Origin of the sequence: Amycolatopsis echigonensis, from assembly GCF_002846615.1 — a bacterium.
Taxonomy (GTDB): domain Bacteria; phylum Actinomycetota; class Actinomycetes; order Mycobacteriales; family Pseudonocardiaceae; genus Amycolatopsis; species Amycolatopsis echigonensis.
In genome coordinates, this window is sequence record NZ_PJMY01000003.1 from 7,873,942 (window position 1) to 7,889,297 (window position 15,356).

17 protein-coding genes are annotated in these 15,356 nt (G+C 70.3%); 8 read left to right on the forward strand and 9 right to left on the reverse strand.

Annotated elements, in window-relative coordinates:
- The first annotated feature begins 51 nt into the window (after positions 1–51).
- From mrf to ATK30_RS42235, 4 genes are read left to right on the forward strand one after another with little or no spacing between them, the layout of a single operon-like run.
- The gene (mrf, locus tag ATK30_RS42220; RefSeq protein WP_101440265.1) at positions 52–1,302 is read left to right on the forward strand and encodes a ribosome hibernation factor-recruiting GTPase MRF; all 1,251 of its coding nucleotides are present in this window, start codon (positions 52–54) and stop codon (positions 1,300–1,302) included.
- Entirely contained in the window at positions 1,299–1,562 is a 264-nt protein-coding gene (locus tag ATK30_RS42225; protein WP_101440266.1) for a type B 50S ribosomal protein L31, read from the forward strand. The genes mrf and ATK30_RS42225 overlap by 4 nt, the downstream gene beginning before the upstream one ends.
- Positions 1,562–1,720 (forward strand): 50S ribosomal protein L32, encoded by a 159-nt coding sequence (gene rpmF / locus ATK30_RS42230; RefSeq protein ID WP_101440267.1) that lies wholly within the window; start codon positions 1,562–1,564, stop codon positions 1,718–1,720. Before ATK30_RS42225 ends, rpmF begins: the two co-directional genes overlap by 1 nt.
- A complete protein-coding gene (locus ATK30_RS42235) occupies positions 1,717–2,811 on the forward strand; it encodes a GTP-binding protein (RefSeq protein ID WP_101440268.1) in 1,095 nt (364 codons plus the stop codon). The genes rpmF and ATK30_RS42235 overlap by 4 nt, the downstream gene beginning before the upstream one ends.
- A 13-nt stretch (positions 2,812–2,824) precedes the next feature.
- Here ATK30_RS42235 and ATK30_RS46720 read toward each other — a convergent pair whose 3' ends face one another.
- Entirely contained in the window at positions 2,825–3,157 is a 333-nt protein-coding gene (locus tag ATK30_RS46720) for a hypothetical protein (RefSeq protein WP_244194886.1), read from the reverse strand.
- Positions 3,100–3,735 (reverse strand): alcohol dehydrogenase catalytic domain-containing protein, encoded by a 636-nt coding sequence (locus tag ATK30_RS42240; protein WP_244194887.1) that lies wholly within the window; start codon positions 3,733–3,735, stop codon positions 3,100–3,102. Before ATK30_RS42240 ends, ATK30_RS46720 begins: the two co-directional genes overlap by 58 nt.
- A gap of 156 nt (positions 3,736–3,891) precedes the next feature.
- Here ATK30_RS42240 and ATK30_RS42245 point away from each other — a divergent pair, with 156 nt between their 5' ends.
- Both ATK30_RS42245 and ATK30_RS42250 read left to right on the forward strand, forming a co-directional pair.
- Positions 3,892–5,565, forward strand: coding sequence for an MFS transporter (locus tag ATK30_RS42245; protein ID WP_101440269.1), 1,674 nt, complete (start codon positions 3,892–3,894; stop codon positions 5,563–5,565).
- A gap of 317 nt (positions 5,566–5,882) precedes the next feature.
- Positions 5,883–6,338, forward strand: a complete 456-nt coding sequence (locus ATK30_RS42250) for a dienelactone hydrolase family protein (protein WP_244194888.1) — start codon at positions 5,883–5,885, stop codon at positions 6,336–6,338.
- Between the two features lie 83 nt (positions 6,339–6,421).
- Here the strand turns inward: ATK30_RS42250 and ATK30_RS42255 are convergent, their stop codons facing one another.
- The 4 genes from ATK30_RS42255 to ATK30_RS42270 form a co-directional block, all read right to left on the reverse strand.
- Positions 6,422–7,837 (reverse strand): pyridoxal phosphate-dependent decarboxylase family protein, encoded by a 1,416-nt coding sequence (locus ATK30_RS42255; protein ID WP_101440270.1) that lies wholly within the window; start codon positions 7,835–7,837, stop codon positions 6,422–6,424.
- On the reverse strand, positions 7,834–9,141 hold the full coding sequence (locus ATK30_RS42260; RefSeq protein ID WP_101440271.1) for an MFS transporter: 1,308 nt from the start codon (positions 9,139–9,141) through the stop codon (positions 7,834–7,836). Before ATK30_RS42260 ends, ATK30_RS42255 begins: the two co-directional genes overlap by 4 nt.
- A gap of 177 nt (positions 9,142–9,318) precedes the next feature.
- Entirely contained in the window at positions 9,319–10,344 is a 1,026-nt protein-coding gene (locus ATK30_RS42265; RefSeq protein ID WP_101440272.1) for an LLM class F420-dependent oxidoreductase, read from the reverse strand.
- Between the two features lie 67 nt (positions 10,345–10,411).
- A complete protein-coding gene (locus ATK30_RS42270; RefSeq protein WP_101440273.1) occupies positions 10,412–11,341 on the reverse strand; it encodes an oxygenase MpaB family protein in 930 nt (309 codons plus the stop codon).
- Positions 11,342–11,432: 91 nt separating this feature from the next.
- Between ATK30_RS42270 and ATK30_RS42275 the strand changes: the two genes are divergently transcribed.
- Positions 11,433–12,038 carry a TetR/AcrR family transcriptional regulator gene (locus tag ATK30_RS42275; RefSeq protein ID WP_101440274.1) on the forward strand — a complete coding sequence of 202 codons (606 nt, stop codon included), beginning with the start codon at positions 11,433–11,435 and terminating at the stop codon, positions 12,036–12,038.
- Here the strand turns inward: ATK30_RS42275 and dmpG are convergent.
- Both dmpG and ATK30_RS42285 read right to left on the reverse strand, forming a co-directional pair.
- On the reverse strand, positions 12,032–13,057 hold the full coding sequence (gene dmpG, locus ATK30_RS42280) for a 4-hydroxy-2-oxovalerate aldolase (RefSeq protein WP_101440275.1): 1,026 nt from the start codon (positions 13,055–13,057) through the stop codon (positions 12,032–12,034). The two genes, ATK30_RS42275 and dmpG, sit on opposite strands and share 7 nt — an antisense overlap.
- On the reverse strand, positions 13,054–13,956 hold the full coding sequence (locus ATK30_RS42285; protein WP_101440276.1) for an acetaldehyde dehydrogenase (acetylating): 903 nt from the start codon (positions 13,954–13,956) through the stop codon (positions 13,054–13,056). Before ATK30_RS42285 ends, dmpG begins: the two co-directional genes overlap by 4 nt.
- Before the next feature lie 39 nt (positions 13,957–13,995).
- Between ATK30_RS42285 and ATK30_RS42290 the strand changes: the two genes are divergently transcribed.
- Positions 13,996–14,751: an IclR family transcriptional regulator gene (locus ATK30_RS42290; protein ID WP_101440277.1), complete on the forward strand. Its 756-nt coding sequence runs from the start codon at positions 13,996–13,998 to the stop codon at positions 14,749–14,751.
- Between the two features lie 9 nt (positions 14,752–14,760).
- On the opposite strand, the gene ATK30_RS42295 is transcribed toward ATK30_RS42290, so the two are convergent.
- A complete protein-coding gene (locus tag ATK30_RS42295; protein WP_101440278.1) occupies positions 14,761–15,333 on the reverse strand; it encodes a TetR/AcrR family transcriptional regulator in 573 nt (190 codons plus the stop codon).
- Positions 15,334–15,356 lie beyond the last annotated feature (23 nt).

Consider the following 15,356-nt stretch of genomic DNA (forward strand, 5'->3'; position numbering starts at 1 on the left):
CATGTTCAACTACGCTCGCCACCGTACCCCGACCCGTCGTCTGGAGATCCAGTGCCCCTACGTCCGCGTGTCCCGCTCGTGCTCTGCGGCGGGATCGCCCGCACCAGGCAAGCCGACGCCCTCGCCGCGCTCCTGCTCCGAGCGAGCCCCGGCACCGCCGTCGTCCACCACGACCTCCGCGACATCGGATCCGGCATCGTGCGCCGCCGGATCCGCCTGCGCGGCCGCGACGAGCTGACGCCGCTCGAACTCGCGCACGGCTGCGTCAACTGCACGCTGCGCGAGGACCTGCTGCCGCTGCTGCGCCGGCTGGCCCGGATGCCGCAGGTCGACCGCATCGTGGTGCGGCTGGACGAGGCGATGGAGCCGGAGCCGGTGAGCTGGGCGATCCGCAACGTCCTGGTCGGCGACCGCCCGGTGAGCGACGACGTCGAACTCGAAGCGGTGTTCACCGTGCTCGACTGCGCGACCTGGCTCGCCGACGTCACCGGCGACGACCTGCTCGCCGAACGCGGTCTGCACGGCAGCCCCGAGGACGAGCGGACGGTCGCGCAGGTCGCACTGTCCCAAGTGGAATCCGCGGACGTCCTCGTGCTCGCCGGAGCCGCACCGGACGCCTGGTGCGCGGCCAAATCCTCGGCCGTGCTGGACCGGGTCGCGCCGTCCGTCCCGCGGGTCGAGCTGGCCCGCACCGACGCCGCCGGGCTGTTCGCCGCGATCCCGGCCGACGCGCGCCGCGGCGAGGTCACCGACCTGCACGGCGCGTTGCTGCGCGGGGCCCCGCCCCTGCATCCGGACTGCGGGATCGAACTGCTGCGGTTCACCGCGCAGCGCCCGTTCCATCCGGAGCGGCTGCACGAGGCGATCGACCTGCTGCTCGACGGCGTGGTCCGCACCCGCGGCCGGGCTTGGGTGGCGAGCCAGCCGGACGTCGCGTTCTGGATCGAATCGGCGGGCGGTGGGCTCGGCATCGGGCACGCCGGGCCGTGGCTCGCCTCGCCGGACGGACCGGACTGGGCCGACGTCTCCCCCGAACGCCGCACGCTCGCCTCGCTGCGCTGGGACCCGATGCACGGCGACCGTGCGCAGGAGCTAGTGATCGTCACCGACCAGGCCGCTCCGGCGGAGATCGAGAGCGCGTTGCGAGCCGCCCTGCTCACCGACGCCGAACTCGCCGAAGGCGAAGCCGCCTGGCGCGAGTACCCCGATCCGTTCGGGGACTGGCACGAGGACCCCTGCGAAGAAACCGAAGAACCCGACCGGCACGCGAACGCCGCCAACCAGAAGGACGAAACCCTGTGAAACCCGGCATCCACCCCGACTACCACCCGGTGGTCTTCAAGGACTCGTCGACCGGCGACGCGTTCCTGACCCGGTCCACCGCCACCTCCGACCGCACGATCGCATGGTCCGACGGGAACACCTACCCGCTCGTGACGGTGGACATCAGCGCGTGGTCGCATCCGTTCTGGACCGGCACCCAGCGGATCCTCGATTCGGCGGGCCAGGTCGAGAAGTTCCACCGCCGCTACGGGCAGCGCAAGAGCGGAGGTGCGCACTGATGGCCGTCCCCAAGCGGAAAATGTCGCGCAGCAACACGAGGTCCCGCCGCTCGCAGTGGAAGGCGGCGGTGCCGGACCTGGTGCCGATCGTCGTCGACGGCAAGCGGAAACTGGTGCCGCGCAAGCTGATCAAGCACTTTCAGCGGCTCGAGCGGTGAGCGTCCCGGTCACTGTCCTTTCCGGATTCCTGGGTGTGGGCAAAACGACGCTGCTCAACGAGATCCTGGCCAACCGCGACGGCCTGCGGGTCGCGGTTATCGTGAACGACATGAGCGAGGTCAACATCGACGCCGCGCTCGTGCGGGACAGCGTGTCGCGGACCGAGGAGCGGCTGGTCGAGATGACGAACGGGTGCATTTGCTGCACGCTGCGCGAGGATCTGCTCGACGAGGTCGCCCGGCTCTGCGAGGACGGGCGGTTCGACCATCTGCTCATCGAGTCCAGCGGGATCTCCGAGCCGATGCCGGTCGCCGCGACGTTCTCGTTCCCCGCCGAGGACGGCTCCCCGGTGCTGTCGTCGGCGCGGCTGGACACGATGGTCACCGTGGTGGACGCGGCGAACTTCGCTCGGGAACTGGCCCGCGGGGACAGCCTCGCCGAGCGTCGCCTGGACCAGTACGAAGGCGACGAACGCACGGTCAGCGACCTGCTGATGGACCAGATCGAGTTCGCGGACGTGCTGCTGCTGAACAAAACCGACCTGGTCGCTCCGTCCGAAAAGGACCGGCTGCTCGCCTCGCTGCGCCGCCTCAACCCGGCCGCCGACGTCGTGCCCGCCGAGTTCGGCCGGGTGCCGCTGGCGCGGGTCTTCGGCACCGGCCGGTACGACGCCGAACGAGCGCGGCAAGCACCGGGCTGGGTGGCGGAACTGAACGGCGACCACGTGCCGGAGACCGAGGAGTACGGCATTTCCAGCGTCGTCTTCCGCTCCGCCCGCGCTTTCGACCCGGTGCGGCTGTGGGAGTTTGTGACGACGCGGCTCGACTCCGGCGAGTTCGGCACGGTGCTGCGGTCGAAGGGGTTCTTCAGCCTCAGCACCCGTTCGGGCACGCTCGGCCTGTGGTCGCAGGCGGGCAGCGTCGCACGGTTCGAGCCGCAGGGAGTCGCCGACGAACCCCGGCAGGAGCTGGTGTTCATCGGTGTCAGTCTCGAGCACGCCGCGTTGCTCGACGCGCTCGAAAGCTGCCTGTCCGACGCTGTCGCCGCCAACGACCCGTTCCCCGAGTGGGAACCGGTTCACGTCCACTGAGGACGGATCCGGCTCACGGCCGCAGCACCGTGAGCCGGAACCGTCCGCCCGCCTCGGCCGCGTGCTCCACCGCCTCGCCCGCCGAGGACAGCGCGAACTCGTCCACCTCGAACTGCGTCAAGTCCAGCAGTCCGCACCGAGCCAGCGCGATCAGCTTCGGCACCGCGTCGCGCGGATACATCCACCGGCCCCGCACTGTCACGCTGTTCAGCATCAGCCACGGATACGGCAGCGCCAGTTCGTCGCCGACCCCGCCCATCAGCACCACGCGGCCGAACTCCCGGACCGTCATCGCGGCCGCGCGCACGGCGGCGACCGAAGCCGACGGCGGCAGCAGATCCAGCACCAGATCAACCGGTCCCGCCGCAGCCGCCCGCATCGCCGCGCGGTCGCACCGCTGACCAGCACTGTCTCCCCCGGCTGCAGTCCGCCGTCGAGCAGGCCGCCGTAGGGCACCAAGCACATCCCGAGAGCTGCCCACCGGCCGGCGTCGGCCTCGTCGATCTCGCCCAGCGGGGCCGCGTTCTCGGTCGGGACCATGATCCGCTCAGCGAAGCCGCCGTTCCGGAAGTGGCGCTGCAAAGCCAATCCTCCGTCGCCGCGGGCGGTCAGGCCCTGCAGCACGATGTCCGGCGTAACCGCGTCGTCGCGGGAGCGGACTGTCGGATCGCAGCGGACCCAGTCGCCCGGCCGGAGTTTCGTCGCGTCCGGACCGGCCGAACGCACGCGGCCGACCGCGCCGGTGCCCAGGATCGCGGGCAGGTCGAGGAGATACCGCCGGACGCCGCTGATCACCTCGGCGGTGTAGTGCAGCACTGGCGCCGCGACGACGTCCACAACGACTTCCCCGGTGCCCGGCACCGGTTCCGCGACCTCCTCGACCGACAGCGGACGCCCGAATTCCTTGAGCACGGCAGCTTTCACCGGATCCTCCTTCTCTCTCGCCCCATCGTCGGCGAGGAGGGAGAAGGCAACCAGGAGCGCGCCGCTACCAGGATGGTTCGTCCGGGATACCCGTTTCGCACGAGTTGAACAGGCTAGGTTTATCAGTCTAGGCTGTTGATTGTGGCGGATCGGACGATGGACACCCAGACGCGCCGCGGCGGGCGCTACAAGTGGGTCGCGCTCTCCAACACCACGCTCGGCGTCCTGATGTCGGCGCTGGACGGGTCGATCGTGATCATCTCGCTGCCCGCGATCTTCCGCGGCATCGGCCTGGATCCGCTGGCCCCGGCCAACATCGGCTACCTGCTGTGGATGATCCTCGGCTACCTGCTGGTGTCCGCGGTCCTGGTGGTGACGCTCGGGCGGCTCGGCGACATGTTCGGCCGCGTCCGGATGTACAACGTCGGCTTCGTGATCTTCAGCGTCGCCTCGGTGGCGCTGTCGTTCGACCCGTTCCACGCGGGCGGCGGGGCGCTGTGGCTGATCGGCTGGCGGGTCGTGCAGGCGGTCGGCGGCTCGATGCTCACCGCGAACTCCGCGGCGATCCTCACCGACGCGTTCCCACGCGAGCAGCGCGGAATGGCCCTGGGCGTCAACCAGATCACCGCGCTGGCCGGGCAGTTCCTCGGCCTGGTCGCGGGCGGGCTGCTGGCCGAACTCGACTGGCGCGCGGTGTTCTGGGTGAGCGTGCCGTTCGGCATTTTCGGGACGGTCTGGTCGATCCGCAGCCTCCGCGAGATCAGCCGTCCGCAACGGGCGCGGATCGACTGGGGCGGCAACGTCACCTTCGCCCTCGGCACCGCGGTCATCCTCGCGTCGATCACCTACGGCATCCAGCCCTACGGCGGCGCGGCGACCGGCTGGGGCAACCCCTGGGTGCTCGGCGGGCTCGGCGCCGGCATCGCGCTGCTGGCAGGGTTCTGCGTGATCGAGACCCGGGTGCCGTCGCCGATGTTCCAGCTCTCGCTGTTCCGGATCCGCGCGTTCACCGCCGGGAACCTCGCCGCGCTGCTCACCGCGATCGCGCGCGGCGGGATGCAGTTCATGCTCATCATCTGGCTGCAGGGGATCTGGCTTCCGCTGCACGGCTACGACTACGAGAAAACCCCGCTGTGGGCGGGGATCTACCTGCTGCCGCTCACCGCCGGGTTCCTGATCGCCGGCCCGGTGTCCGGCTTCCTCTCCGACCGGTTCGGCGCGCGGCTGTTCTCCACCGGCGGGCTGCTCCTGGTCGCCGGGTCGTTCCTCGGGCTGCTCGCGCTGCCGGTGGACTTCAGCTATCCGGCGTTCGCGCTGCTGCTCGTGCTGAGCGGGATCGGGCAGGGCATGTTCTCCGCGCCCAACACCTCGGCGATCATGAGCAGCGTGCCGGACAACCAGCGCGGCGTCGCCTCCGGCATGCGCTCGACGTTCCAGAATTCCGGGACGTCGCTGTCCATCGGCGTGTTCTTCTCGCTGATGATCGCCGGGCTGGCCGGTTCGCTGCCTTCGACGCTGACCGGCGGGCTCCAGGCGCACGGCGTCCCGGCGGACGTCGCCGCGAACATCGCCCAGCTGCCGCCGGTGAGCACCCTCTTCGCCGCGTTCCTCGGCAGCAACCCGGTCGCGCATCTGGTCGGACCCGGGCTGCTCAATCAGCTCTCCCCCGCCGATTCCGCGGCGCTGACCGGCAAGGAGTTCTTCCCCAATCTCATCTCCGGGCCGTTCCACGACGGACTGGTCACGGTCTTCGTCGCGGCCGCGGCGATGGCGCTGGTCGCCGCGCTGGCGTCCGCGTCGCGGGGAAAGCGGTACTTCCATCAGGACTAGCCCGCCCATCGCGAGCGCTGGGATAAGGTGGGCCGCGATGACTACCGGGACGGCTTCGCGCCACTCACGGATCGGCTACCCGGCGCTCTTCTGAGCGCCGCGCGGGCTCCTCCTCCTTCGTCGTTGGCACCGAAACCTCAACGACGACAGGAGAAATTCATCCCCGACAAGACTGTCCAGATCCCCACCGCCGACGGTGTCGCGGACGCCTTCGCCGTGTTCCCTGACGACGGCAAGCAGCACCCCGGCGCGCCCCGCGCCAGTGCTCGAACTTCCGGAGCTCATCGGCGAAGACGAGCGCCCCGGACTGTTCGCGCGTGCTGCCGTTGATCGAAGCGCACACCCCCGAACTGGTCCTGCGCGACGCCAGCGCTTACCTCGGATTTCTCACCGCCCAGCCCGAAGTCAGCACCGGTCCGGTCGGGGTGACCGGCTACTGCATCGGCGGCCTTCTCGCCGTCCGCACCGCCGCGGCGCATCCGGATCAGGTGGCGGCTGTGGCGGCATTCCACGCGCCGGTGGGCGCGGCGGGGTCCGAGAGCTTCTCGCGGATCACTGCTCAGGCGCATTTCGGCCATGCCGCATCGGACCTGACGCCGGAGACTCTCGGCGAACTCAACGAGGCTCTCGATGCGTCAGGGGTGAACTGCACGTCCGAGATTTATCCCGGCACGGTCCACGGGTTCACCATGGCGGACACCGACGCGTTCAATTCCGCTGGTCTGCACCGTCACGGGGAACGGCTGCTGCCGCTCCTCGGGCGCACCCTCTGAACGTCCTCCCGGCCGGATAGCGCAGCGCGCGCCGTTTCGCTGGTCGCGCCGGACGGCCGAACCCCACTGGCCGTTCGGTTGCGCTACTGCGGAGACGGCGTGTACAGCGCTCCGAGGAACTCCACCAGCAGCCGCTCCCGCAACGGTTCCGGCGCGGCGGCCAGCAGCGCGTTGATCGGCGCCATCCGCTCCGGCAGCCCGTCGCCGCCGGTCAGGCCCGCCGCGGCGAGCAAGCCGCCGAACTGCTCGGCCGTCAGCGTTTCCGGGTCCAGTGCGGCCACGAACGCCGCGACGTCCGGATCGACCCGCACCGGGCCTTCCGCCCGCGCTGCCTCGACGGAAGCCGCCAGATCGGCGAGGAATTCCGGCTCGCTGCCGTGGTTCGCGGCGGTGACGGTGAGATGCAGGTTCAGCGGAGAAGTCCCGTGCGCGAACTGCGGCTGGACGTACCAGCCGCGCGCCTTCATCTCGTCGGCGACGGTGAACAGGTCGAAACCGTCCGAGCCGGTGAACGCGACCAGCGTCGACACCGGATCGCCCAGCACGCGCAAGCCCGGAATCCCCGCTACACCAGCACGAATCCGCTCGACGGCCTCCCGCGCACGCGAGGCCAGCTTGAGGTAGCCGTCCTCGCCGAGATGGTGCACGACGGCCCACGCGGCGGCGAGCGGGCCGCCGGAGCGGGTGCTCTGCAGCGTCGGGTTGAGCATCGTGTACCCGGGCCAGGCCGCGCTCGCGAAGAAATGCGTCCGCCGGAGTTCCGCCGAAGCGTGCAGCAGCACCGAGACGCCCTTGGCACAGTAGGCGTATTTGTGCAGGTCCACCGAAATGCTGGTGACGCCCGGAACGCGGAAGTCGAACGGCGGCAAGTCCGCGCCGAGCTTCGCGAAGTACGGCAGCACCCAGCCGCCGATGCACGCGTCGACGTGCATGCGCACCCCGCGTGCCGAAGCGGCGGCGGCGATCTCCGAAATCGGATCGACGACGCCGTGTGCGTACGAAGGCGCGCTCGCCACGACGAGCACGGTGGAATCGTCGATCGCCGCGGCCATCGCCGCCGGGTCCGCACGGAAGGTGTCCGGATCGACCGGTACCACGATCTTCCGCACGCCGAACAAATGCGCGGCCTTGTGGAAAGCGGCGTGCGCGGTTTCCGGAAGCACGATCGACGGAGACGCGACGTCCGGCCGGGCGTCGCGGGCGGCGAGGACCGCCAGCAGGCACGATTCGGTGCCGCCGGACGTCACCGTGCCGACGGTGTCCGGCGTGCCGCCGAGCAGTCCGGCCGCGCGGGCGACCAGGTCGTTCTCCATCCGCAGCAGGCTGGGGAACGCGGTCGGGTCGAGCCCGTTGGCCGAACTGGCCAGCGCGTGCGCGGCGGCGGCGATTTCGTCTACTTCGGACAGCCCGCTGTCGTACACGTAGGCCAGCGTGCGGCCGCCGTGCGTCGGCAGGTCGCCGGAGCGGAGTTCGCGCAGCCGCGCCAGCACGTCGGTCACGCCGGCCGTTCCAGGACCGAACGGCGCAGCAGCGGGATGCCGAGCGCGATCAGCACGGCGGGCAGCACCGACGCGCCGAGCACGATCGCGGTGATCGCCGAGGGCGGCTGTGGGACGGCGGTCGTGCCGGTGCTCGACACGTAGCTCCCGGCCTGCAGCACGAGCCCGAACAGCCCCGGCCCGAGCGCGAGCCCGAGGGTCTCGGACGCGGTCCACACGCCGGCCGTGACGCCCGCCCTGGTTTCGCCGGTCCGCTCCTCCTCGGCGCTGATCAGGTCCGGCAGGATCGCCAGCGGGAACACCGAAATGCCCGCGTACCCGACGCCGGCGAGCGCCACGAACACCAGCGTCGCGGCGAACGGGAGCCGGTCGGCGAAGTACATCGCCACCAGCCCGACGAAGAACGACGTGGTGGCGATCCGGAACCCGGCGAGCTTGCCCCAGCGCGCGCCCAGCCGCGGCCAGACCGGCATGGTGATCAGCGCCGGGCCGACGAACCCCACGAACAGGTAGGTGCGGTAACTCGGGTCGCCCAGGACGTGCTGCGCGAAGTACGGGATCGCGGCCAGCACGGTGCCGATGCCGAGCGCCTGGATGAAATAGACGCCCATCAGCCACCGGAACGAACGCCACTGCGCGATGGTGCGCGCCAATTCCTTGAGCCGCACGGTGTTGGGCCGCAGCGAGCCGACCGGCGCGCCCTTCAGGCCGAAGTAGACGCCGAGCGTGGCGGCCAGGATGATCACCGCCATCACGAGGCCCATCACCCGGTAGCCCGCCACGCCGGGCAGCAGGTCGGTGATCGCCGGGGCGCCGCCGCCGGACACCAGCACCGCGACCGCCAGCACGCCGATCCGGACGCTGGTGAGTTTCGTGCGTTCCTCGGCGGAATCGGTCAGCTCGGCCGGAAGCGCGTTGAACGGCACCTGGAAGAACGCGTACGCGGTGGCGCACAGGAAGAACATCACGACGACGTACGTCGCGTCCCACAGCGGCGTACCGAAGCCGGGATGCGCGAACAGGGCGAAGAACAGGACCGCGACGCCGAGCCCGCCGCGCAGCAGGAACCGCCGCCTGCTGCCGCTGCGCGCGAGGTCGGCGTCCGACAGCCGCCCGGCGACCGGGTTGAAGACCACGTCCCACGCCTTGGGCACGAACACGATGATCCCGGCCGCCGCGGCGGGCACCGCCATCGTATCGGTGAGGTACGGCAGCAGGAGCAGCCCCGGCACCGTGCCGAACCCGCCGGTGACGAAGGAGCCGAGCGAGTAGCGGAATCTCGTGCGGCGGGACAGCGACGCCAAAGGTCCTCCTCGAGGGCGGAACGACGAACGCATGCCTAATGGATCTTCGCCGGTTCCCGGTAGTGGTCGGGAGGAATCGTGCCACCGTCGTGATGCACCGGCAGTACCGGGCCGACTACGCCGTCGTGAGTGCCTGTCGCGGTTCTAACCGGGAAAGGCACTCACGAGCTTCTCTCCTCAGGACAGCGCTTTCGCCGCCCGGGCCAACGACCCCGCGTCCCCGCGCAGCAGCAGCGTCGTCACCACCGTGGCCTCCCAGGCGGCCAATTCCTCCCGGATCTTCTCCGGGGGCCCGATCAGCGAAGTGTCCTCGACCAGCGACGTCGGGATCGCCTTGACCGCTTCCTCCTTGCGGCCGGCCAGGTACAGCTCCTGCACCTTGTCCGCGACATCCGCGTACCCGAGCCGGGCGAACACGTCGTGGTGGAAGTTCACGCTCTTCGCGCCCATCCCGCCGATGTACAGCGCCAGCGGCGGTTTGATCCAGCTCGCCGCCTCCTCGACGTCGTCGTGCACGATCACCGGCACCGACGCGGCCACCTCGAAATCGGCCAGGCTCCGGCGCGCGCCCGGGCGGGCGAAACCCTCTTCCAGCGCGGCCCGGTAGAAGCCGTCGGACTTGGGCGAGAAGAACAGCGGCAGCCAGCCGTCGCAGATCTCCGCGGCCAGCGCGACGTTCTTCGGGCCTTCGGCGGCGAGGTAGATCGGCAGGTCGGCGCGCAGCGGATGCACGGTCGGCTTGAGCGGTTTGCCCAGTCCGGACCCGCCCTTGAGCGGCAGCTGGAAGAACTGCCCGTCGATGGTCACCGGTTCCTCGCGGGCCAAGACCTTGCGCACGATCTCGACGTACTCGCGCGTGCGCGCCAGCGGCTTCGGATACGGCTGGCCGTACCAGCCCTCCACCACCTGCGGGCCGGACGCGCCCAGCCCGAGCACGAACCGGCCGCCGGACAGGTGGTCCATGGTCAGCGCGCTCATCGCCGTCGCGGTCGGGGTGCGCGCGGACATCTGCACGATGTTGGTGCCGAGCTTGATCCGGCTGGTCGCCGCGCCGAGCCAGGCCAGCGGCGTGAACGCGTCCGACCCGTACGCCTCGGCCGACCACACCGAGTCGAACCCGAGCCGTTCGGCTTCGAGCACGGATTCCCGCGCGCCCGGGATCGGCCCGCTACCCCAGTACCCGAGGTGAAAGCCCAGCTTCATCCAGCCCTCCTGATCTCGAAGCCCGTGAAGGACTCCCCGCGGGAATCAGATTCCCGCGGGGAGTCCTTCACGGCACGTCCGGCGAGTAGTGCTCCGGTTTCCCGCGCTCGGCGAGCGGGGGAAGATTGCGGCGCGGGGTTTCGACCGGCGGCGTCCCCGGGGCCAGTTCGCCGCGGGCGCGCCGCCAGCCCGCCCGTGCCCGCGGATGGTAGCGGCGATCGTGCGGAACCAGCGTGAACACCGCGTTGATCAGCTTGCCGACGCGCCGGTGCCGCCGCGCGTCCCGCCCGGTCCAGCGGAAACCGAGCAGGTCGCGCACTTCCGGGTCGTACATCCCGACGGTCAGCCACACGAACTGTTTCGCGATGATCTTCGCGACCGGTTTCCACAGCGCGTCCGGCAGCCACGGCAGGAACGGCGGTTTCGCGATGCCGCGGAGGTCGAGGACGTCGCGCGTGGCTTTGTTGTCCTCCAGGACCTCGGCGCACATGTGCTTCCAGTACCGCTGGAAGTCCTCCCACGACTCGGGCACCGGCCGCATCGTCATGTCGTACATCCGCCACCAGCGCACGTGCTCGTCGAACAGCGTGCGCTTTTCCTCTTCGCCGATGCCGCCCATGAAATTGTCGGCGATCAAGATCGTGCTGACGAAGAACGTCGAATGCGCCCAGTAATACGTGTCCGGGTCGAGCGCGTGGTAGCGGCGGCCTCGCGCGTCCACGCCCTTGATCCGGTCGTGGTAGCCGCGCACCTCCAGCGCCGTGCGGTGCGCGAGCGGGCCGTCGTAGACCACGCCCCCGATCGGGTACAGCGAACGGAACAGCCGCTGCCAGCGTTCCTCGAAGAACTTCGAATGCTGCTCGACGCCCGCGCCGAGCCCCGGGTGCATGTTCTGCATCGACCCGGCCCACAGCGCGATCAGCAGCCCGCGCCAGTCGCCGAAGTATTTCCAGGTCAGCGAGTCCGGCCCCAGCGGCTCCGGTGCGTCCCTGCTCATCGCGGCTCCTCGGCGGGTCGGCGAAGTGACTACAGCTGTTGTCAGGTTAGGATGTGACAACATCTGTGGTCAACTCGGGACGGGAGCGGGTATGCCGGGCCGCACGTGGGCGGGCACGACGCTGGACGACCGCAAGGCCCAGCGTCGCGCGCAGCTGCTGGCCGCCGGGCTCGACCTGCTGGGCGAGCAGGGCAGCGCGGCGGTGAGCGTCCGCGCGGTGTGCCGGGCCGCGAAGCTGACCGAGCGGTATTTCTACGAAAGCTTCGCCGACCGGGAAAGCCTGGTCGCCGCGGTGTACGAGGACGTCGGCGACCAGGCCCGGAAAGCGTTGGCCGACGCGGTTTCCGGCGAGGCCGATCCGAGCCGCCGCGCCGAACGCGCCGTCACCGCGTTCGTGGAGCTGGTGCTGGACGATCCGCGCAAGGGCCGCGTGCTGCTGCTCGCGCCGCTCACCGATCCGGCGCTGACCCAGCGCGGCCTGCACCTCCTCCCGGCGTTCACCACGCTCGTCGGGGAACAGCTTTCGCGCGGCGACGAAACCGGCCGCCAGCTCGTGGCGATCGGTCTCGTCGGCGCGCTCAGCAACGTGTTCATCGCTTACCTCGACGGCACGCTGAAGGTGAGCCGCGAGCGTCTCGTCGAGCACTGCGTGCAGCTGGTGCTCGGCGCGGACGCTTTCGACCCGGAAGCTCACTGAGCGGCTGCCCGCTCGTCGCGCAGCCGCAGCGCAATGTCGATGATCATGTCCTCCTGGCCGCCGACGTAGCGTTCTTCGCCGACCTTGTAGAGGATTTCGTGCGCCGGAACGCCGTAGCGCTCGGCGGCGCGTTCGGCGTGCAGCAGGAAGCTGGAGTACACGCCGGCGTAGCCCTGGATGATCGACGACCGGTCCATCACCGGCAGCCGGGTCAGGTACTTTTTCACCACGTTCTCCGCGGCTTCCATCAGAACGTCTTTGTCCACCCCGGTTTTGATGCCGAGCCGGTCGAAGGTGGCGGCGAGGACTTCCGTCGGCGAGTTGCCCGCCCCGGCGCCGAGCGCGGCGAGCGAACCGTCGATCTGCCGGGCCCCCGCGCGGTACGCGAGCACCGAGTTGGCGACGCCGAAGCTCAGGTTCTGGTGCCCGTGGTAGCCGACCTGGGCTTCGTCGCCGAGTTCCGCGACGAGCGCGGCGACGCGGTCGGAAGCGTCGTCCAGGATCAGCGCGCCCGCGGAGTCCACGACGTAGACGCACTGGCAGCCCGCGTCGACCATGATCCGGGCCTGCTTCGCCAGGTCCTCCGGCGACGACATGTGCGACAGCATCAGGAACCCGACGGTTTCCAGGCCGAGATCGCGAGCCGCGCCGAAGTGCTGGATGGACACGTCGGCTTCGGTGCAGTGCGTCGCGATCCGCACCGCGCCCGCGCCGAGGTCGGCCGCCGCGCGCAGGTCGGTGACCGTGCCGAGACCGGGCAGGAGAAGCACGGCGATCTTCGCCTGCTTCGCCTCGTCGACCGCGGCGGCGATGAGCTTTCGCTCGTCCACCAAGGAAAAACCGTAGTTGAAGGTCGAGCCGCCGAGACCGTCGCCGTGGGTCACCTCGATGAGCGAGATGCCCGCGTCGTCGAGCGCGCGGACGGTGTCGCGCACCTGCTTTTCGGTGAACTGGTGCGCCATGGCGTGGCTGCCGTCGCGCAGGGTGGTGTCGACCAGCCGGACGTCGGTGTTGTTCACGCGGCCACCTCCTGAGCGGCGAAGAGATCGCCGACGCGCGCGGCGGCGGCGGTCATGATGTCGAGGTTGCCCGCGTACTTGGGCAGGTAGTCGCCGTTGCCCGCGACTTCCAGGAACACGCCCACGCGGGCCCGGCCGCTCCAGTCCGGCCGCGGCCGGTCGAACTGCGGATCGGCCTTGAGCGTGTAGCCCGGCACGTACTGCTGGACGTCTTTCACCATGCGGTGCACGGATTCGCTGATCGCGTCGAAGTCGGCGTCCGGGTCCACCGCGCAGAACACCGTGTCGCGCATGATCATCGGCGGGTCCATCGGGTTGATGATGATGATCGCGCGGCCCTTGTCCGCGCCGCCGACCTGCTCGATCGCCTGCGCGGTGGTCTCGGTGAACTCGTCGATGTTCGCGCGCGTACCGGGACCGGCCGACCGCGACGACACCGACGCGACGATCTCCGCGTACGGCACCGGCGTCACCCGCGAAACCGCGTGCACGATCGGGATGGTCGCCTGGCCGCCGCAGGTGATCATGTTGACGTTCCGGTCGGTCAGCTGGTCGGGCGGATTCACCGCCGGGCACGTCAGCGGGCCGACCGCGGCGGGCGTCAGGTCGATCGCGCGGATGCCGGCCTCGGCGTACCGCGGCGCGTTGGCTTTGTGCGCCTTCGCCGACGTCGACTCGAACACCAGCTGCGGCAGTTCCGCCCGCGAGAGCAGCCAGTCGACGCCCTCGGCGGACGTCTCGAGCCCCAGTTTCGCCGCGCGCGCGAGCCCGTCCGACGCCGGGTCGACGCCGACCATGTAGCGCACTTCCACGTGCTCGCTGCGCTGGAGTTTTGCCAGCAAGTCCGTACCGATGTTGCCCGGGCCGACGATCGCGGCCGTCACCTTGCGTTCCGCCATGCCTGCACGGTGCTCGCCGGGATGGGGCACACTCAACCCATGCGTACCACTGGACGGAACGGCGACGGGCTCGTGACCGCCCGCGTCGCCGCCGTGCTGGAAGCGTTCCGCCCCGGCGACGACGCGCTGGGCGTCTCCGAACTGGCGCGCCGGACCGGGCTGGCGAAAACGACCGTGCACCGGCTGGCCGGGCATCTCGCCGACACCGGCCTGCTGGAACGCGACGGCACGTCCGTCCGGTTAGGACTGCGGCTGTTCGAGATCGGCCAGCTCGCGGTGCGCCGCCGCGGCCTGGTCGAGGCGGCGCGGCCCTACCTGGCGGATCTGCGGGAGGCCACGCGGAACACGGTGCATCTCGCGGTCCTGGAAGGCACCGAGGTGGTGTACCTGGACGTGCTGCGCGGGCCGGACGCACCGGATCTGCCCTCGCGCACCGGCGGGCGGTTTCCGGCGCACGCGACCGGGGTCGGGAAGGCGATCCTGTCCCGGTCCCCCGAGGACGTCGTGACGCGCGTGATCGATGCCGGGCTGCCCCGGGTCAGCGCGCGGACGATCACCGCGCCGGGGTTGCTGCGCCGCCAGCTGGCGCGGATCCGCGAGGACGGGATCGCGTTCGAGCGCGAGGAATCCGGCGTGGGCGTGGTATGCGCGGCCAGTCCGCTGGTCGACGCGAACGGACTCGCGGTAGCCGCGGTGTCGATCTCCGGATGGGCGACGCGGATGCGCACCGAACGGGTCGCGCCTGCCGTGCGGACCGTGGCGCTGGCGTTGTCGCGGACCGTCGCCGAAACCTGATCACCGTCCCTAGGATTGCCCTTTGCTCATCCGCAGAATCAGGGCGAGGGCGTCGTCCGGGCGGGTTCCCGGAGTCAGCACTTCCTGCAACAGCAGACCCCGAATCGCGGCAACCGCGACAGTCGCCATCGTCCGCGCTTCCCCGGCATCGCGCCCTTCGCGTTCGGCGAGAGACGCCAGCATCTTCGTCAGATCGTCGAGCGAGCCGATGAACTCGCGGAAGTCCTCCGGCCGGTACGCGGCCAGTCCCGCGACGTGGAAGAACCCGCGGACCCGCGACAGCAGCTCCGGGCGGGTGTAGGTCCGCCAGATCTCCACGACGAACTCGTCAAAGGTGCAGCGGCGGGCGGTTTCGGAAAGCACCTCGTTGTCGCGGGATCGCTGCGCCTCGAGCATGGCCGTCAAGACGCCCGGCAGCGACCCGAAGTGGTAGCGCAGCAGCGCGTGGCTGGTTCCGGCCCGGGCGGCGACCTCCCGGAGCGACACGTCCGGCGAGGGAAGGGCCTCGTCGAAGGCATCGAGAAGCCGGGCCAGGAGGCGCGTGCGGGCGTCGTCTCGGGGTTCCGCGCTTGACAGGCTCACTCCGGCAGTTTATCCATTGGAAA